Source organism: Vibrio kanaloae (assembly GCF_024347535.1).
GTDB lineage: Bacteria > Pseudomonadota > Gammaproteobacteria > Enterobacterales > Vibrionaceae > Vibrio > Vibrio kanaloae.
Window position 1 is genome coordinate 780,522 of the sequence record NZ_AP025498.1, and the last position, 19,370, is coordinate 799,891.

Here is a 19,370-nt window from a genome sequence, read left to right on the forward strand (position 1 = left end):
ATTTTAAGCGTTAAGCGGCGGCCGAACCTTCTTGGTCTAACATTGCCAGACGAAGCGCAGTTTGCTCGTTAAATTCGTCGCGTTGTAATTCACCGGTCACAGCGCCTTCTTTCATGACAACGACGCGATCTGAGATACCCAATACTTCCGGTAAGTCGCTGGAAACGACGAGTACGGTCACCCCGTTTTCCGCCAGCTTAAAAATGAGTTCGTATATTTCTGACTTTGCTCCAACATCGATACCGCGGGTAGGCTCATCTAACAAGATGACGCTCATTGCTGTTGACAACCAACGGCCAAGAATGACTTTCTGCTGGTTACCACCGGACAGTTTTCCAATAGGTTGTTCTAAAGAAGAAGTTTTTACATTAAGTGCTTCTTTTTGCTTCGAAGCGTTTTTTTTCTCCCAGTCGAAATCAATCAAGCTTTTGAACTTTAGATTCCAAGGGCGAGCGCTAATGTTGGTGTTTTCTTGAACCGACATGATAGGAACGATGCCGTCGGCTTTGCGGTCTTCCGAGCACAGCGTAATGCCAGCTCGAATGGCATCTTGCGGGGTTTTCACGCCAATTTTGATATTGTGAAGAAACAGGTCTCCTGCATTTTTCTTATCTGCACCAAAAATAAGGCGAGTTAGCTCGGTTCGTCCAGCTCCCACTAAGCCAAATAGCCCTAAAATTTCACCTTGTTTGATATCCATTGATAGCGGCTGGCTTAACCCTGGGCCTTCGAAGTTTTCTATACGCAGGCCACTTTTACCATGCTGACGTGAACGATAGTTGTAGATATCGTTGATTTCGCGACCTACCATCAATTCCACTAAGCGGTCATGAGTCAGTTCTGACATATCATGGAATGATTGCACGTGCTCACCATCTTTGAAGATAGTAATTGCATCACAAAGGTCGAATATTTCTTCCATACGATGTGATACATACATGATGACTTTTCCAGAATCACGCAGTTCACGAATAACCTTAAATAGATTCTTAATTTCTCGTTGCGATAAGCTACTGGTTGGCTCATCAAAAGCGATAATTTGTGCATTGCGACTCAATGCTTTGGCAATCTCAACCATTTGCCATTGGCCAATAGAAAGATCCTTTAGTTGGCATGAAGGATCGAAGGTTTCACCTAAGCGTTCTAACTGAACTCGTGCATTTCTGTTTAGAGTTTCGGTGTCCACTCGGCCGCCCTTGGTTGGCAACTGTCCAAGATAAATATTCTCGGCTACCGTCAGCTCAGGAACGAGGTTGAGTTCTTGATAAATAATGGCAATACCGTGAGCAAGGGCATCATTAGTTGAGTTTAGCGCTACTTCTTTACCGTCAATGGCGATATGACCGTCAGTTGGTTGATGAAATCCGCTGAGAGTCTTGAGAAGCGTTGATTTACCAGCACCATTTTCGCCCATCAAAGCGTGAACACTGCCCGCATCGGCGCGGAAGCTAACGTTGTTCAATGCTTTAACACCGGGGAAGTGCTTAGAGATATTGCGAAACTCTATGTAAGAGGGGGACTTAGCCATGACATTCTCTCCGTTTAGTCAGGTGGTGACGACCCCATAAGGTCGCCACCGAAAGTGAGCTTATAGCCCTTTCTTAGCTAGTTCGTCTTTGAAGTTATCACGCGTGATAAGTACAACGTCTGTAACTTCTACAAACTTCTCTGGCTGGATATCGTCGGTCACCCATTTGTAAAGTGACTCGATACTTTTGTAGCCATGTACGTCTGGGCTAGGTAGCAGTGAACCGTAGAACCCTGTCGGCTGAGATTTAGCCAGTTCGTTCACTGCATCGACGCCATTGATACCAATACCGATTACGTCGTTTGCACTGAACCCCTGACCTTCAGTAGCTCGTACACCGCCTAGTACAGTATTGTCGTTCATGCCTAAAACTAGCCACTGTTTAACGGTTGGGTATTGAACAAGCAGAGAGTTTGCTGCGTCTAGCGCACCTGGGATGTCGTTGGTTTTCGTTGGTACACGATAGATCTGATCGACAGGGAAGCCAGCTTGTTCTAGTGCCGAAATCGAGCCATCTACACGACGACGTGCTGTATCAAGCTCGTCAGCGGTGATTGCCATTACACCTGTTGTAGAGGCATCCCAGTTACGTCTCTGCATTTCATTGTAAAGCTCCGTTCCTTGGCGTTCGCCAATAGCGGTTGCTGCCATCATAACCAATGGAACGTCGGTCATCGGCTCGCCTTTCGCATTCAGGAATTGGTCATCGACTGTCACAACTTTCAGGTCATAACTTTTTGCCTTCGCCATAATTGCAGGACCTAATTTAGGATCAGGTGTGCAAATAACGAAACCTTTCGCACCTTGTGCCGCGAGGGTGTCGATAGCATTAAGGGTTTTTTCGCCATCGGGCACAGCCATTTTTACGACTTCAAAGCCTAAATCTTTACCTGCTTTTTCAGCGAATGACCATTCTGTTTGGAACCATGGTTCCTCCGGTTGCTTAACTAGGTAGCCTAATCGAGTTTCATCGTTAGAGCCGAAAAAGGCATTGGCAGAAGCGCTTAGTAAAGTAATGCCAGATAAGGCCGCGACTGTGAGTAGTTTTTTTAGTTTCATTGTTATCCATCCGCTGGTAGAGGTGAGTGTTCGTCCTACATATTTGTGGATCTTGGAATAATTATTAGTGATAAGAATCACAGCTGAGGAATGTAGCGTTTTTGTCCATTTATTTAGCCGCAGAGACTATGATGTAGCTCTCGGTTGGTGGGTTTTTCGTGATTTGAGATTAATTTGCCAGCACTTGAAATGTTAAATTTGCTAATTATTGTGTGATTCTAGCTCGATTTCCCCAGGTGTTAGAGAGAACACAAAAAACGTCTCGTGGCGTTTTTGTCCATAAAGTTAGCGAGCCTATTTATGGGATAACGGCTTCGCTCTCGCTATAACTGCAAGAGGATTTAGTTTGCTGACCAAAAGTTGGAGCTCTTATGGACACATTGAAAACACATCAGCAGCATGTAATTGGTTTAGATTTCGGATCGGACTCTGTACGTGCTCTTGTCGTTAATACAGACACAGGCAAAGAAGTATCTTCGTCTGTTGTCTATTACCCAAGATGGATCAAAGGACTTTATTGTCAGCCTGATCAATCTCAGTTCAGGCATCACCCCCAAGATTATCTGGATGCGATGACCGACGCTATCCAAGAAGTGTTGAGCACAGTTTCACCTACCGTAACTTCTTCTGTCGTGGGTATTGGTGTTGATACAACTGGTTCGACACCTGCGCCAATTGATGAAAACGGTACCATTCTCGCTTTACTTCCAGAGTTCGAAAACAGCCCCAATGCGATGTTCGTTTTATGGAAGGACCATACATCGGTAACTAAAGCCGATTTGATTAATGAGCTAGCACACTCGGGAACCTATACCGATTACACCCGCTACATCGGTGGGGTGTATTCATCGGAATGGTTCTGGGCTAAAGCTGCGTGGGTCAGTGAACAAGATGAACAAATTGCAAAGCGAGCCTATAGCTGGGTAGAGCTTTGTGACTGGATTCCAGCCACTCTTTCCGGTAATCAACATCCTCAAAAACTACGCCGTAGTATTTGTGCTGCTGGGCATAAAGCCATGTGGCACGACAGCTGGGGTGGTTTGCCTGACCAAGCGTTCTTAAGCGCAATTTCTCCAACACTCGATGGTATTCGTGACCGCATGTTTTCGGATGTATTCACATCAGATCAAGCGGCTGGGTATCTCTCGAAAGAGTGGGCAGAGCGATTGGGGCTACCGGAAGGTATTGCCATCGCCATTGGTGAGTTTGATTGTCATATGGGGGCCGTTGGAGCGGGTGCTGGCGCCAATGACTTAGTGAAAGTCATTGGAACCTCGACCTGTGACATTTTAATGGTGGAAGCAGAGCAGGTCGGTGACCGCACTATTCATGGGATTTGTGGCCAAGTAGAAGGCAGTGCTATGCCCGAGTTGCTCGCTTTAGAAGCGGGGCAATCAGCGTTTGGTGATATGTACGCTTGGTTTAAAAACGTATTGATGTGGCCATTGCAGGCTTATGTAGAGCGTAACCCAGACTTTGCGTTGACCGCAGAAGAAATCGCTTCTGACTTACTGCCAATGCTTTCGGAAGTAGCAGAGCAGCAAGGTATTGACCAGTACACACCAGTGGCAATGGATTGGCTTAATGGTCGACGTACTCCCTATGCAAATCAGCGTTTAAAAGGTGCTATTTGCGATTTGAATCTTGGCAGTGCTTCACCCGCTATATTCTCAGCGCTTGTAGAGTCGACAGCGCATGGTGCAAAAGCGATTGTGGATTGCTTTATTGAACAAGACGTAACCGTTGAACGCGTGATTGCCATTGGTGGTATTGCTCAGAAATCACCGTATGTAATGCAAATGTGTGCTGATGTGATAGGCCGCGAAATCGTCGTCGTAGAGTCGGAGCAATGTTGTGCCTTGGGAGCTGCGATATTTGCTGCAGTAGCCGCGGGCGTTTACCCAAATACCAAAGCAGCACAAAGTGTGATGGCCAGCCCCGTTCGTCAAGCCTATTTACCAAACCCAGAAGTACAAGCGATGAGAGCGGAGCGATATGCGACCTATCGTCAATTAGGGCAGCACATGGAGCAGCTTGCTGAATTTCATCAATCTCAGGAGCGTGACAATGTCTGAACAAACAGTATGGACCGACGTTGATTTAACCGCAGAACGCCTTAAAGCACTTCGTCATCAAGTTTGGCAAGCCAATATGGACCTCCAGCGCCATAACCTTGTGACCTTCACTTGGGGGAATGTTTCAGGCATCGACCGTAAGTCAGGTTTGGTCGTCATTAAACCGAGTGGTGTTGAATACAGCGAACTCAGCGCCGCCAACATGGTAATTGTGGATCTACAAGGCCGAATCGTTGAGGGAGAGATGAATCCTTCTTCAGATACCGCGACGCATTTAGAGCTTTACCGTCAATATCCCGATATTGGAGGTATTGTCCATACTCATTCGCCACAAGCGACAGCATGGGCTCAAGCAGGTCGCGCCATTCCGGCACTAGGGACCACCCACGCGGACTATTTCTATGGTCAAATCGATTGTACTCGAGCATTGAGTGACAAAGAGATTGCTGAAGATTATGAGTTAAACACCGGCAAAGTAATTGTTGAAACCATTGGTGACGGAGACGCGATGGCTGCTCCCGGTATTCTTGTTAAAGAGCACGCGCCGTTTACTTGGGGGAAAGATCCACATCAAGCTGTACATAATGCTGTGGTGGTGGAGGTGGTTGCTGGTATGGCATTACAAACATTACAAATCAACTCGAGCGTAAGTTCGATTAATCCATCGCTCTTGGATAAACACTATTTACGTAAGCACGGCACAAACGCCTACTACGGTCAAACCAAAAAATAAGGATACATGATGAATATTTTCAATGAGAAACAAATATGGTTTGTAACAGGTTCTCAGCATCTGTATGGCCCAAAAGTTTTAGAAAGTGTGGCAAATAACAGTGAAGAAATCATTGCTGGCCTAAATGCAGCTCCAGGAATTTCTGTGGACATCGCTAACAAAGGCACAGTAAAAACGCCTGACGAAATCCTTGCTGTGTGCCGTGCGGCGAACAACGATCCGAATTGTGTCGGCTTAATGCTCTGGATGCACACCTTCTCTCCCGCGAAAATGTGGATTGCAGGCTTAACTCAACTTAACAAACCATTCCTACATCTACATACACAGTTTAATGCGCAACTGCCATGGGATGAGATTGACATGGATTTCATGAATCTCAATCAAAGTGCGCATGGTTGTCGCGAGTTCGGTTTTATTGGTACTCGTCTGAATATTGAGCGAAAAGTGGTTGTGGGCCACTGGAAAGATGAGCAAGTGCATAAAGATGTCGATGAATGGTGCCGCGCCGCAATTGGTGTAGAAGCCGGTAAACAACTTAAAGTCGCACGCTTTGGTGACAACATGCGCCAAGTCGCCGTAACGGAAGGCAATAAAGTCTCTGCACAAATTCAATTTGGTTACGAAGTGAATGCTTATGGGCTGGGTGAGCTGAGTGATGTAGTCAACTCGGTATCAGAATCAGATGTGAATCATTTGCTTGACGAATATGCATCAACCTATGAGATGGCGCCAGAGCTTCTAAATGATAAAGACCAAAAGATATTGATGGTGCAAGAAGCTCGTCTCGAGTTGGGTATGGAATCTTTCCTCAATTCGGTTGGTGCGAGCGCTTTCACTAATACGTTCGAAAACTTAACGGGCCTAACTAACCTACCAGGACTCGCGACACAGCGATTGATGAGTAAAGGCTTTGGTTATGGTGGTGAGGGTGACTGGAAAACGGCTGCTATGACTCACATTATTAAAGTAATGGGGCAAGGCAGGGAAGGTGGAACTTCATTTATGGAAGACTACACCTACAACTTTGGCGGGAAAGGCCAGGTTTTGGGTGCTCATATGCTCGAGGTCTGCCCATCTATCGCCGCGGCAAAACCTAAACTAGAGATCCACCGTCACACAATAGGTTGTCGTTGTGATATCCCACGTCTGATTTTTAGTGGTCAATCTGGTGAAGCACTGAATGTATCTGTTATCGACCTTGGTGATCGCTTTAGAATGGTGGTGAATATGGTTGATACTATTACTCCACCAGCATCATTACCGCATCTTCCTGTTGCTCATGCATTGTGGGAGCCACAACCTAGCCTTAATGTGGCAGCGGCGGCTTGGATTCACGCTGGTGGCGCGCATCATGCGGTTTATAGTCAAGCGGTAACCTTGTCTACACTGGCTGACTACGCAGAAATTCTAGGCATCGAAATGGTCGTGATTGATAATGACACTAACTTGCGTCAGTTCAAACAAGACTTACGTCACAACGGCGTTTACTACCGCTAATTAATCTCAATAATGTGCTCCTACAAGGGAGCACTTTGGAGTCAATTTGTGAATGATACAGATGTAGTTGCTACGCCCATTTATCAATTGGATAAATCATGCTGGGTACTTAAGCTCGACAGTGCGCACCCCACGAGTTTTGAACTTCAATTCGATGGTGAAATTCATTATGTTGGTGTTATTGAGGTTATGAATAACGGAAACCTGATTTCAGTATCGGAAGCTAACTGGAAGTTTCGTCACAAAACGGATCGGCTAGAGCAATGGTGTCAGGTGCAACATTCAGAAACGTTGTCGATTAACATGAATTACTATTTTTCTGGCGATGCTCTGGTGATTGAATACCTAGCGCGCAATAGCGTACCTACACGTTTAGATATCCGCCATGAAATCCAACATCTACCGCGCCCTATTGATAAGGAAGCCCTCCCTAAACCTCACTTCCCTTGGCAACATAGAAGAGACGGTCTGCCGAGTGACTTTCTATCCAAAACGGAGAAGACCGATTTTTTCAGAGAAGCGTTTTCTGCTAAACAGTGGATTATTCTGGATAAACTGTGAGGAATCACGGTGACACTATTTCGTAGCCAGAATAGACTGACATAAACCTCAATATAGATAATGCATGCAAAACAACGATCCATTAAAGCCCGGGTATAACTTTGACGCTCACCTTGTGGCTGGCCTCACTCCTATTATTGAAGGAGATGAGCTAGATTTTGTCATTGACCGACCAAATGGGATGAAAGGTTTCATTATTAACCTCACTAGCCAAGGAGAGGGTACTATTTTCCATGGCGATGAGGCTTTTGATGTAAAAGCGGGTGACTTACTGCTCTTTCCACCGAGTGCGACTCACTTTTATCATCGTAAAGAAGACAATGCCTCTTGGTTCCACCGATGGATTTATTTTCGTCCACGTGCATTTTGGAACGAGTGGCTTTGCTGGCACGAACAGCATAAAGGGGTATATCTCACCAAGGGAATAGAAAGCAGCACGGTTTCAATGTTAGAGAAGCTGTTTATCGATATAGAATATATTTCCAAATCCGATATGCCTTATCGCGATGATTTAGCGATCAACCTTCTTGAACAACTGATTATTCGCTGTAAAAGTATCCAGCCAGATGTCGTCAATAAACCTCTCGACCCACGTGTGATTGAGGCGATGAACTATATGGCACAAAATTTAAGTCAAAGTTTCTCTCTAGAAGACATTGCGGATTTTACTTGTTTATCCGCTTCACGTTTAGGTCACCTATTTCGTGATGAAGTTGGAATGACGATTACTCAATGGCGAGACGACCAACGAGTCAGCCGAGCTAAGCAACTCTTGGTGACCACCAACTATTCGGTCAACAGGATAGGCAGGGTTGTCGGCTATACCGATCCCCTCTATTTTTCACGAGTCTTTAAACGCAAGTCTGGTGTTAGCCCTAAGCTTTATAGAGAGCAAATCACTTAGTCGCGGCAAGAAAATATCTTGCTTTCCCACATAATAAACTCGGTATATCGCATGAATTACCAATTGCTCGCTTTGGACCTTGATGGTACGGCACTCAGAAATGATCATACTTTAAACCCTTGGGTCAGAGACTATGTTCAAAAAATTGTAGATAAATATCATGTTGTGGTTGTTACAGGGCGCCACCATACAGCAGCAAAACCTTATTATGACCAATTGGGTGTTACCTTGCCGATTATCTGTTGCAACGGTGTTTACCAATACAACTATGTAAATCAGCAGGTTGAAAGCGGGACACCAATTCCCCCAACCTTGGCTAATGCGTTCCTGCAACTCGCTTTTGACTATGACTTGAAAATAGTGATGTACACTGATTCTGGTATGGCGGTTTGGGACCAAGACCCCATGCCATATATCTTACCTCTAAAACAATGGGCTGATAGTTATCCCATCGATAAACGACCTAAAATTTACTTTGTGGAAAACCTAGTTCAAGAACAGCAAAGAGCAGAGTGCATTTGGAAGTTTGTGGTTCAAGGCAGTACGGATAACTTCAACCAGTTTTTGCAAGAAGAGCTAATTACCACTCATTTTTCGGGTTCTATTTCAGGAACCAACCGAATTGATTTAGCCATTAAAGGACACAGTAAAGGCCGAGCGCTACTGGACTATGCATCTAATATGTCGCTTGATATAAACCGAATTGTTGCGATCGGAGACAATTTCAACGATGTTTCAATGCTTTCTATGGCGGGTTGTGGTGTCGCGATGCTAAATGCTAGCGAGAAAGTACAAAACTCCGCTGATCGGGTGACAAGCACGGACAATCAAGGAGAAGGGTTAGCTTTATTATTAAAAGAACTTTTTCCATTGAAGTGAAGCGTTAACTGGTAAATGACTCGCTTTGTAGCACTTTTTCTCATGTCTTGTATGAAGACGTAGTAAGTATTTGGTCTTCGGTGTCTATTGAGATAGTATTTTACAAGAAAACGCGCATAATCTTGCTATATAACACCTAAAGAAGAAATTACCTATGACTACCTTTCAATACTACTTTCACCAACTGCCTTGCTTCGATTGTAAAAAAACAACCGTAAGTACTGATCTGGGTTGGTTAACGCCTGCGATGAAAGATGATGCTATCGCACAAATAACGGCGACGCTTGCGCAAGGTGAGGTTACGCCTGATCTTTCAGCAAACGTGGTATGTACTAAAGAGGAAGCCCGTGATTACTTATTACTGAATTTTTTCGGTTATTCGGAAGAAGAGCTAGAGAGTGGGATCGAAGCGGAAGATGAGAAAGAAGTCGCGGATGAAATCGTCGAGTTGCTAGAAGAAGGTAACGATACCATCACCTTTGAACATGAAATCGCACTGCAGTGCTGTGCAGACTGCGACGTTGAAGAAGAGTCAAACTAACTCTCGTATTAGACTAGGCACTCGCATTAAAGTCAGCGTGTTTATCAAACACGTATGATGTTTAAATGATGGAAGGCGTTAGCGGATTGAAGTTCGCTAACGCTTTTTTGTATCTCTATGACCTATTTCTAAGCTGAGTTAGATCCTATGGTGTCTTACTTTCTACAATACCTTGTGCATTCAGTTGGGAAATGATCTCCGCAGTTTTTTCTCTGAATAAATCTCTTAATAAGCGTACGGTCGGTGTGATCGATTGTCGGCTTGGACACACTAACCATAGCTCCGTAGGTGTTGGCTTAAACGTGCGCATCACATTGACGACATCACCAGAAAGTAGCTCGCTTGACATATCTAGACAAGATTTTATCGCAACCCCTTTTCCCGCAACACACCAACGTCTCACAAGGTCGGCGTCGTTCGAAGCTCTATTTCCTTTCAACTTCACTTTATGGTCATGAATTCCATCATTAAATACCCACTCATCTTGCAAAATGTCATGGAGTTGGTAGAGCAACCCATTGTGTTGAGACAAGTCTTTGGGTTCATTTGGTGCTCCCTTTTCAGCTAAATAATCAGGGCTAGCACACAGGATTCTGGGGACATCACAAATTTTAAAACCGTACATATTGGCGTCAGTCGGGGAGCCATAACGCAGCGCCATATCAACAGAATCTCGATAAAAATCTATATTACTATCACTGATGTTAGTGCGGAGTGCAGCGTTAGGGTATTCAAGTAAAAACTCATCAAGCCAAGGTGTGACTAAGTTTCGGCCTAGATCGGATGAAAGCGCAATACGAATTTCACCATCGACAATACCAAGCTCTTCGCGGATGTTGATCTTAGCTTGAGCTAATATTTTTAAGGCTTGTTCACATTCCGGTAAATAACGTTCACCTGCTGAAGAGAGCCTTAGGTGGCGAGTCGTTCTTACAAATAATTCAGAGCCCAACGCGGCTTCAACACGTTTCACGGCGGCGCTTGCAGTCGCAGTGCGCATGTCAAGATTGGTTGCTGCTGCGGTGATACTGCGAAACTCCGCTACTTTTAAAATGACCTGTAAGTCTTCAAGAAGCATATTATCTACCTGTATTGAATTATATTCTAAACATGGAGTTGGGATATTTCCTTATCCCAATCTGCAAATGGGTTATCTCTACTTATCTCTTCTAAGTTAGCTTCAAACAGTTAATTTTCAAAACTAATTTGATAATAATTCAAATGTGAGGCTGTTTTTCATTAGCAATCTTTTCACTATCATTTTTCCATATCGACAACGTAGCGCAATACACATTGTATGGACGAAATCTACGATCTAGGGAGACAAGATGACTAAGAAAATCACAATGGGTGTAACGGATTTGTCGTTCCACCGTACAACGGCATCACTGGTTACCAATGTATTGAAAGCGTTGGGGTTCGAGGTAGAGCGTGTTTTCTCTCCTCATCAAGAAAACTTTGAGAAACTGAAAGCGGGTGAAGTTGACATGCTCTCTTCGGCTTGGCTTCCATCAAGCCATGGTATCTACAAAGCTGGTGTTGAGGAAGTCGAGCCATTGATCGAGCTTGGACTTCATTATGAACCTTATGCGTTGTGGGGGGTACCTAACTATGTACCCAAAGAAGCGGTGTCTGAAGTCGCCGATCTTTTGAAGCCTGAAGTAGCAAAGAGAATGAAAGCCCAAATTCAGGGTATTAACCCAGGTGCTGGCATAACGCGTTTCTCGATCCAGATAATGAAAGAGTATGGGCTTAGTGATTCGGGTTATGAGTTTTTCACGGGTAGCGAAGGCGATTGCTTCGATGCTTTTGAAAGTGCAGTCGCAAACAAAGAGTGGGTGGTAGTGCCACTGTGGAAACCACAACTCCTGCATTATCGCTATGACATTCGGGAGATTAAAGAGCCTAAAGGTTTGCTTGGAATTGTTGACAGAGCGGTACTTCTTTTAAGACATGACAAGAAGCATTTGTTTAGCGAAGAACAGATTCAGAAGCTCGATTCATTGCGATTCTCAAACGATATTATTGCCGAGTTGGATTATAAAGTTTGCCGTGAAGGTAAGTCACAAGATGCAGTAACACATGCTTGGTTGGTTGAGAAGGGCCTGATTTAGTCGCTATGTCGTCTGCAATACCGTTACATTTTTATGTTACCTAATAATGGTAATACGATTATCAAATATTAATTGGTAATAATTCAAATATGAGGCGGTTTATCTGGAATGGAAATTCACTAAGATTAACTCGTCTAATTCAAGGAGAAAGCACAATGTCAGTACCATCAAAAATGAAAGCGATCGGATTTACTCAATCACTTGCGATTACAGAACAAGACAGTTTATTTGAGTTTGAAACGAGTCTGCCAGAACTAAAAAATAATGACTTACTGGTAAAAGTAAGCGCGACTTCAATCAACCCTGCCGACGCAAAAATTCGTATTCGTAATGCCAAAGATAAAACTCTTGAGCAGCCAAAAGTGCTGGGCTATGACGCAGTCGGCGAAGTTGTTGGCAAAGGTGTTGACGTTGAAGGCTTCGAAGTCGGTGACCGTGTGTACTATGCGGGTGACGTAACACGCATGGGGGCTAACGCAGAATTCCAAGCTGTGGACTACCGTATTACGGCTAAAGCACCTAAGAGCTTTTCTGATGAAGCTGCGGCTGTTATGCCCTTAACAACACTTACCGCTTGGGAAGCGTTGTTTGACCGCCTGCGAGTTCGTCCTGAAGAGAAAAAGTCTATCCTGATCATTGGTGGAGCGGGCGGTGTTGGTTCAATTACGATTCAACTGGCTAAGCAATTGACCAACCTAAATGTTATCGCAACAGCTTCAAGACCTGAAACCGAAAAGTGGGTAAGGGATATGGGAGCAGACTATGTGGTGAACCACCGTAACCTTGTCGAGTCGGTGCGAGAGCAAGGCATTCAGCACGTCGATTACATATTTAATGTCGCTGATACCAAAGGGCACTGGGATGCAATGGTAGAACTGATTGCACCACAAGGCATGATAAGTTCGATTGTTGAGTTCGATGGCGGAATCAACCTATCGGCATTACAAGGTAAATCTGCAGGCTTTATTTGGGAGCTTATGTTTACACGTTCACTGTTCAACACAGACGATATCCAGAAGCAGCAAGATATCCTATTCCAAACGGCTAATCTGATTGATGCGGGTCGCATTAAATCGACGCTTACGACAACGTTGTATGACTTTAGCGTCGAGACACTTAAAGAAGCACACCAGCGTATTGAAAGTAGTGCATCTATTGGTAAAACGGCTATCAAATACTGATCTTGATAATTAAATACTTATATTGATAGTTAAATAATGGTCAGTTCGAATAGAAAAGCCCCTGAACTCTGAACTGAATTGATTTCTGATCGAAACTTCAACAGGGGCTTTGTTTTATTGTCATTCACTTTGCTTCTAGAACCTTCTTGAGTTGAAGTTGGAATAAACTTAATGCAAAGATTTATTAGCGAGTATTGCTAAGCAATGGTTGATGAAGTCTTCATAGTTAGATGCCTTATCGTATTCAATTTTCAATGAACCGTGGAACATCAGTGTCACTGTTACGTCTTTATAGCTTAACCAACAAGTGTAGCCATCATAATCGTGCCGAGCAGAAATTTCTCCCAATTGATATTGGTTATCCAGTTGCTTGCCAGATGAACGAATATAATCAAACACTCGAAGAAACTCTTTAGTTGTGATTTTGTTGTCCATATATCGCTCCAGCTACGTATTCAATGATAATTTATTAAGTGCTTGTATTTAAAATCATTACGGCTTAATTCTACATTCCGATCACAAAAATAACTCTATGTGTTTTATATAACCCACCTCTTAATTGAACAAGGTGCTACTTCCGACTATTCACTTTATTTTTTCTACATTGGGCCGTTTTTTAGTTTATCCACTATTCTGCCATACACCTTAAATATAGCGTATGTCATAAACAGGCATAACGACGCTGGCTCTTGGATCTAAAGATAACGAGCAGGGAGGTATGGTAGCGTAGGGGGAACTTCGTAGAACAGCGCTTAATAAAACTGATTTAGAAAAGTCACTGAGATGGAAATGCCCAATTGTCAGTTAGAGTAAATGGCTATTCCCCCCTGTCAATGTGAGTTTGGCCTATAGAAAGTGATCCGAAATATTTGAACATAAATATCCTTCCAATAATTGGTTGTCCAACTAATAGGGGGGGGTGGGGGAGGGGCGGCATAGATGGTGATTCTATATTCAAAGTTAATGCCTTCTAGGGCTTTCTTTCCCGCACAAACTGTTTCGGCGTCATGCGCGCAATCTGCTTACATTCACGCGTCATGTGTGCCTGATCGGCAAAGCCTTGCTCCAGCGCCAGATCCGCCAAAAATATATCTGGCTGCGCTCGAAGCTGCTCTAAAGTCTGCTTCACCCGTATGATACGCTGGTAATGTTTAGGAGTAATCCCCAGCCATTTCTGAAATTTACGCTCTCTCTGGCGCTGGCTGAGCGTCCCTATCTGCTGATGAATAATGTGACCGACATCCTGAGGTTCACATTCTGCAATCAGAGCTTGGGTCCAGCGGTATAACGCAGAAATTCTCGCCGATGGCGAACGCGCTGCTTGCAGAAGTACAAATGTCGGGAACGCCGAAGAAGCAAGAGGGTGATCGCCCTCAATCCGCAACGGCCGTTCTAGGCGTTTACCAAACAACTGATAATCGACTGCCGGATGAAAACGCACACCTGCCATCACTGTGCCAGGCGGCAGACTGATCTGACGCGCCAGGGTGCTGACTGGTAGTAGAAGAACCCCCGGTACCTGCCACTCGCCGTCCATCTGCACCTCATTTTGCAAAATGAACATCACTCCTGTACCGGCGTCACTGAGTAATCGCCTACGCACGATTTGTGTCGTGTTAGGTTCTACAGAAACCGACCAGATTGCTTGAATATGGCCGGCTAACATCCCCTGTGGTTTGAAAATATCAAAGTCCAAATTCAAACGTATTGTCCTATTTAGCCTCAACTTAAATAATAAAGTCGTATTATTTACTTTTTATAGTATAGAGTTGAGGTGTAAGTAGTGAATTACGGCTTAGATTAGCCCGAGTTAAGTTATTTAGGTTGGTACACTCCCACCTGTGGCTTGAATGCTTTCACTATTCGGTTCCAACTGTTGATGGCATTGATTGCAATCGTTAGGTTGACCGTAGCTTTATCTCCAAAGGTATTCAAGGTGAGCTGATAGGTATCATCACTTACTGGCAGACCAGCCGTCAGCAACTCAGCCCAGCCCAGCGCAACATGTTCCGCATCGCTGTAGAAATGCATGTCTTTCCACGCACTAAGCCCCCAGATACGTTCAGGCTTTTCACCCAGTCTGAGTGCATCTTTACTGTGCATGTCGATACAAAATGCACACTGATTGATTTGCGAAATACGCAACTTTACCAGTTCCCATATAGTCATGTTCATTGTGTCTGACTGACGAAATTGCTCATGGAAATACGCTTCCTGAGTATACAGAATGTTCATTGCCTTTGGCGCTATGTCAATGTAGTTTAGTCGTTTTTGCATGGTTTCTCTCCTGTGTTTTTCACATAATAAAAAACGCGCTTAGCAATAGATTGAAGATTTTCGACACTTGTTTGGGAAAGGTAAACGTTCGGTTCAGACTTTCTCAGCTCCCTAGGTAACCAGGCTCAAATTATGATGGTGTTACGAAAGCCAGTAATAAGAGTTCATACTGAATATTAAAGTCTAATATTGGAAAGGCGGGAGTGCCATAAATTCACTCTCATTTCTAACTCGAAAATGTCCATTTCCGCGTTAACGTAATTACTCCGTGGAAGATCGAGCTACTGGAATTTCAATACTTTTTCTCATGGCAAGCTATCGACGTGGAATTGCCAGTTGGTGATGTTGTAGTAGAGAGTATGCATATGAAAAATAATGCTTAACGGTATTTTACACTTTCAATTATCTAGTCCCACAAATCAACTATTTGCACAAAATCTAATATACACCTCACTAATATATTTATTAGTGAGGCATAATTACACCTATTATTTTATATAATAAGACCAAAATTAACGTCATGGTTAAACTCCATAGAAAACAATTAGTAATAGGTGTCTGATGCGTTTTTTAACTTGTTTTGCTTTAACTAGTTCTATTTTTTTGTCAGCTTTGAGTTTTGCTGAAGAGCTAAAGATTTTCACTTGGGAAGACTATATCTCTAACACTCTGATAGAAGAGTTTGAAGAACAGTACGGTCATACTGTTTCTCAAGTTTATTTTGAAAATGAAATGTTGCGTGATGCTGTTGTGTATTCAGGTAAAGCCCTAGCCTATGATTTGTTTATCATTGATGGGCTAACCATTGGCGAACTGGGCAAAGCAGGCATATTAGGGGATTTGTCTAATACTTTGAAGGAAGGCAATGCAAACTTTACAGAGGTGTCTCGCAGAGTTTGCGGAGTTAACGGAATTCCGTACTCTAATGGTGCCATGGGGGTCGCCTTTCGGTCTTCAAGAGCTACCGAAGGTATAACCTCTTGGATGGACGTTTTCGACTACGCATTAGAACACCCTCAAACGGTTGTGATTCCTGATGACGATGTAGATACCATTGCAATCGCATTATTGGCGTTAGGATTTGATCCTATGACCGAAAATGAAGTCGAATTAGCTCAAGCGTACAAACTGTTGATGAAGGTCCGTGAACAGTTATTAGTAATAAGAGCGGGGGTTAGCTATGCCCTAGACACAAAATCGGGCTCTAAAATGGAAGTTGCCGTTATCTATTCAGGAGAAAAAGAACAAATAGCGTCGTATACAGAGCAAGATGATTGGATCTATACCATTCCTCAAGAAGGTACTTTGATGTGGCATGAATGCTTTAGTGTCCATAAAGACAGGCCTATTAGCAAAGCGTCAATAGAGTTCCTTAACTTTATTAACACACCTGAAGGATCGGCATTAAATGCTGAAGAGGTGTGGTTCGCAAGTTCGAACAGACACGTCCTGGACTTAGCATCTGATGATTATCTGTTAGATGAAGAGTTGTTCCCAAAGCGATTAGACAGCGGTTCATCGTTTACCTATAAGACACTAAGCAAAGAAGCTTCAAACCTGAGAAGCCAAATACTCTTTGTTATTCATAACCAAAGATATAAAACCAACAAATGAAACTGTCTCTAAAGATCAATTATATTCTACTCCCTGTTATGGTAGTAATTTTCTCCATCGCTGGAGCTTTTTCGTACACCAGTCAAAAAATGCAACTGAACTCGTCGCTATCGGAACAATTACAAAGCGAACTTACTCATATCTCTCATGACCTTAATGAAGCGCTTAGAGAGCTCGATTTTGCGATTAGAATGAGTCTAGAGAACTACTATATTCAAAAGTATCTTATTGAAATATATGATGACACCGCTCAGTACTACACGGAGAAAGAACTGGCGGGGTATATTAATCAATTAAAGCTCAATCACGGTATGATCGAGAGCTTTGCTCTAGTGGATATTAATGGCGAAGAACTTATCTACTTTAATACGTCGGACCCATTTGCCAAATACTCTGCTGATACGGTTGTGACGGATCACCTTGCTGCGATTCAACAAGAATTAGACTTGAAAGGTGTGGCTCGAGTTAATGCCTCTACCTACAAACTGAACGATGGTGTTGAAGGCCCTGAATTTTTAGTTGTAAAGACATTTACACCCGAGCAGAGTTTTACTGTCCCAACTTTTTCTTATGGGCAGACATTACTTACTGCAGTGGTTCGCTCCAAAATTAGGCACTACAATGAATTTCAAGAGTCTGTGAAAAGTAAGCTTGATCCTGGTGCTCAACTGATAATTAGACCTAATACTACGTCGTACTCGCTGGGGAACGAAGAACAGATAAAAGATATTACCCTGCCAGACTATGAATTGGGTTTTCAGTTAATACATGACTTATGGTCTATCAAAATTTGCCTACCTCAAATACATCTCAATGAGTTGTATAAGCCCTTTCAACTTCTTTACGCTGTTATTGTTTTGTCAGTAACGGCTGTCACTTTCTTACTACTAAAGTGGCTTATCGTAAAACAAATCATTAAGCCAGTGGAGATACTTACTAAGAACGTGGAGTCCGTAAATTATGATGACTTAGTCTACATAGAGCGTTCCAAAAGTAACGACGAAGTCTCCATCCTTACCAATAAGTACATTAATTTGATTACTGATCTCGATGATCTGGCAAAAAGAGACTCTCTGACAGGCTTACCAAATAGGAAAAAATTCAATTTAGATATCATGCGTATAATGAATAACTGCACCGAAACAGATACAAAGTGCGCCATTATCTACTTTGATATTGATAACTTTAAACACGTAAATGACAAGTACGGACATCATGTGGGTGACCACTTATTCGTAGTGTTTGCAGAACGCCTTGTCGAGAGCTTTGTTGATTTTGAGTGGGAGAGTCTGACTATCTCTGAGTTTGAGTTCGCCAGGCTATCTGGAGATGAGTTTGCCATCATAGTTGGTGGATTGGACGACTTAGATATACTTACCGAGTTTTCCCATCGAATTCTCTCTCTCTTTGAGGACGGCTTCGAAGTGGATGGTACTCAATTTGATATTGGGGTCAGTGTCGGTATTTCTGTTTACCCTGATGATGCTAAGTCTGTCACCGAACTGGTTAACAATGCTGATTCAGCGATGTATGCCTGCAAAAATGTCGCGGGAAGAAACCATTATCAATTCTATTCAAAAGAGATGGATAGAGAAATAAAGCGTCATACTCAAATTAATGAAGACTTGAAAGATGCGATTAAATCTAACGAGTTCTATCTAACCTATATGCCTGTTTATGATATCGAAAAAGGTAAGATAAAAGGTGCAGAAGTTCTAATCCGAACGAGCCACGAGGCTCTACTCTCCTACGGGCCAGCGGATTTTATACCTGTAGCAGAATTGTCAGGCTTAATTAAACATATTGATTATTGGGTTTTTGAAAATGCTCTTCAAAAACTGTCCGTCTGGATAGAAGAGCTGGATTTTGATGGTACATTAGCGATTAACTTCTCATCTTGGCAACTCTCTAATTCCGACTTTGTCAATGTACTTTCTGGGTTACTGACACGCTATGAGATTCCAGCCCACATGGTTGAAATGGAAATCACCGAAACCTGCTTTATACCCGGTGATGAACAAAATATAGAGAGACTGAAGGCGTTGAAAGAACTTGGAGTGAAGGTTTCTCTTGACGATTTTGGCACCGGCTATACGGCCTTTAGTCAACTGATAAATTATCCTATTGATACGCTTAAGATCGACCGTATGTTTGTTAACGCAATTGACTCTGAATCAACAGACAAACAGCTTATTGAAGTGATCATAGAAATGGCCAAAATTTACGACCTCAATATAATTGCAGAAGGCGTAGAAACTGTGAGTCAGTTAGATTACGTTCGAAGCAAAGGATGTCAGGAAGTACAAGGGTTCTTGCTATCTAAGCCCTTAAAAGAAGATGATTTTATCGCAGCATGGAAGAGAGGAGTTTGCCTGAATACAGTTAAATATTTGACACCATAGAATAT

16 protein-coding genes and 1 pseudogene are annotated in these 19,370 nt (G+C 43.2%); 11 read left to right on the top strand and 6 right to left on the bottom strand.

Annotation, left to right across the window (positions count from 1 at the left end; translation table 11 throughout):
* Window positions 1-10: 10 nt before the first annotated feature.
* Window positions 11-1,528 (bottom strand): L-arabinose ABC transporter ATP-binding protein AraG, encoded by a 1,518-nt coding sequence (araG, locus tag OCV24_RS17650; protein ID WP_150877416.1) that lies wholly within the window; start codon window positions 1,526-1,528, stop codon window positions 11-13.
* A 60-nt stretch (window positions 1,529-1,588) separates the two neighbouring features.
* On the bottom strand, window positions 1,589-2,587 hold the full coding sequence (locus OCV24_RS17655) for an arabinose ABC transporter substrate-binding protein (protein WP_077681349.1): 999 nt from the start codon (window positions 2,585-2,587) through the stop codon (window positions 1,589-1,591).
* A gap of 371 nt (window positions 2,588-2,958) precedes the next feature.
* On the opposite strand from OCV24_RS17655, the gene OCV24_RS17660 reads away from it, so the two are divergent.
* From OCV24_RS17660 to OCV24_RS17690, 7 genes are all read left to right on the top strand, one after another.
* On the top strand, window positions 2,959-4,662 hold the full coding sequence (locus tag OCV24_RS17660; protein WP_137026453.1) for a ribulokinase: 1,704 nt from the start codon (window positions 2,959-2,961) through the stop codon (window positions 4,660-4,662).
* Window positions 4,655-5,395, top strand: coding sequence for an L-ribulose-5-phosphate 4-epimerase (locus tag OCV24_RS17665; protein ID WP_150877414.1), 741 nt, complete (start codon window positions 4,655-4,657; stop codon window positions 5,393-5,395). Before OCV24_RS17660 ends, OCV24_RS17665 begins: the two co-directional genes overlap by 8 nt.
* Before the next feature lie 9 nt (window positions 5,396-5,404).
* Window positions 5,405-6,892: an L-arabinose isomerase gene (gene araA / locus OCV24_RS17670; protein ID WP_046223091.1), complete on the top strand. Its 1,488-nt coding sequence runs from the start codon at window positions 5,405-5,407 to the stop codon at window positions 6,890-6,892.
* A 48-nt stretch (window positions 6,893-6,940) separates the two neighbouring features.
* A complete protein-coding gene (locus OCV24_RS17675) occupies window positions 6,941-7,453 on the top strand; it encodes a hypothetical protein (RefSeq protein ID WP_077681352.1) in 513 nt (170 codons plus the stop codon).
* Between the two features lie 64 nt (window positions 7,454-7,517).
* Complete coding sequence (araC, locus tag OCV24_RS17680; RefSeq protein WP_017058041.1) at window positions 7,518-8,357, top strand: arabinose operon transcriptional regulator AraC; 840 nt, start codon at window positions 7,518-7,520, stop codon at window positions 8,355-8,357.
* Window positions 8,358-8,408: 51 nt separating this feature from the next.
* A complete protein-coding gene (locus OCV24_RS17685; RefSeq protein WP_137007909.1) occupies window positions 8,409-9,236 on the top strand; it encodes a Cof-type HAD-IIB family hydrolase in 828 nt (275 codons plus the stop codon).
* 154 nt (window positions 9,237-9,390) lie between these two features.
* On the top strand, window positions 9,391-9,777 hold the full coding sequence (locus OCV24_RS17690) for a hypothetical protein (protein WP_017058043.1): 387 nt from the start codon (window positions 9,391-9,393) through the stop codon (window positions 9,775-9,777).
* A 145-nt stretch (window positions 9,778-9,922) separates the two neighbouring features.
* On the opposite strand, the gene OCV24_RS17695 is transcribed toward OCV24_RS17690, so the two are convergent.
* Window positions 9,923-10,855, bottom strand: coding sequence for a LysR family transcriptional regulator (locus tag OCV24_RS17695; protein ID WP_046223088.1), 933 nt, complete (start codon window positions 10,853-10,855; stop codon window positions 9,923-9,925).
* A 268-nt stretch (window positions 10,856-11,123) separates the two neighbouring features.
* Here OCV24_RS17695 and OCV24_RS17700 point away from each other — a divergent pair, with 268 nt between their 5' ends.
* Together OCV24_RS17700 and OCV24_RS17705 are read left to right on the top strand one after the other, a co-directional pair.
* Window positions 11,124-11,891 carry a glycine betaine ABC transporter substrate-binding protein gene (locus tag OCV24_RS17700; RefSeq protein ID WP_150877742.1) on the top strand — a complete coding sequence of 256 codons (768 nt, stop codon included), beginning with the start codon at window positions 11,124-11,126 and terminating at the stop codon, window positions 11,889-11,891.
* A 155-nt stretch (window positions 11,892-12,046) separates the two neighbouring features.
* Window positions 12,047-13,072 carry a zinc-binding alcohol dehydrogenase family protein gene (locus tag OCV24_RS17705; protein ID WP_150877412.1) on the top strand — a complete coding sequence of 342 codons (1,026 nt, stop codon included), beginning with the start codon at window positions 12,047-12,049 and terminating at the stop codon, window positions 13,070-13,072.
* A 168-nt stretch (window positions 13,073-13,240) separates the two neighbouring features.
* On the opposite strand, the gene OCV24_RS17710 is transcribed toward OCV24_RS17705, so the two are convergent.
* The 3 genes from OCV24_RS17710 to OCV24_RS17720 all read right to left on the bottom strand — a co-directional run bounded on the left by OCV24_RS17710 (window position 13,241) and on the right by OCV24_RS17720 (window position 15,349).
* Entirely contained in the window at window positions 13,241-13,507 is a 267-nt protein-coding gene (locus OCV24_RS17710; RefSeq protein ID WP_017058047.1) for a DUF3081 domain-containing protein, read from the bottom strand.
* A gap of 535 nt (window positions 13,508-14,042) precedes the next feature.
* Window positions 14,043-14,774, bottom strand: a complete 732-nt coding sequence (locus OCV24_RS17715; protein WP_150877410.1) for an AraC family transcriptional regulator — start codon at window positions 14,772-14,774, stop codon at window positions 14,043-14,045.
* Window positions 14,775-14,887: 113 nt separating this feature from the next.
* A complete protein-coding gene (locus OCV24_RS17720; protein ID WP_150877408.1) occupies window positions 14,888-15,349 on the bottom strand; it encodes a carboxymuconolactone decarboxylase family protein in 462 nt (153 codons plus the stop codon).
* Window positions 15,350-15,910: 561 nt separating this feature from the next.
* Here OCV24_RS17720 and OCV24_RS17725 point away from each other — a divergent pair.
* Together OCV24_RS17725 and OCV24_RS17730 are read left to right on the top strand one after the other, a co-directional pair.
* Window positions 15,911-16,963, top strand: coding sequence for an extracellular solute-binding protein (locus OCV24_RS17725; protein ID WP_150877406.1), 1,053 nt, complete (start codon window positions 15,911-15,913; stop codon window positions 16,961-16,963).
* Window positions 16,960-19,349, top strand: a pseudogene (locus OCV24_RS17730) (putative bifunctional diguanylate cyclase/phosphodiesterase). Before OCV24_RS17725 ends, OCV24_RS17730 begins: the two are co-directional and overlap by 4 nt.
* Window positions 19,350-19,370: the final 21 nt, after the last annotated feature.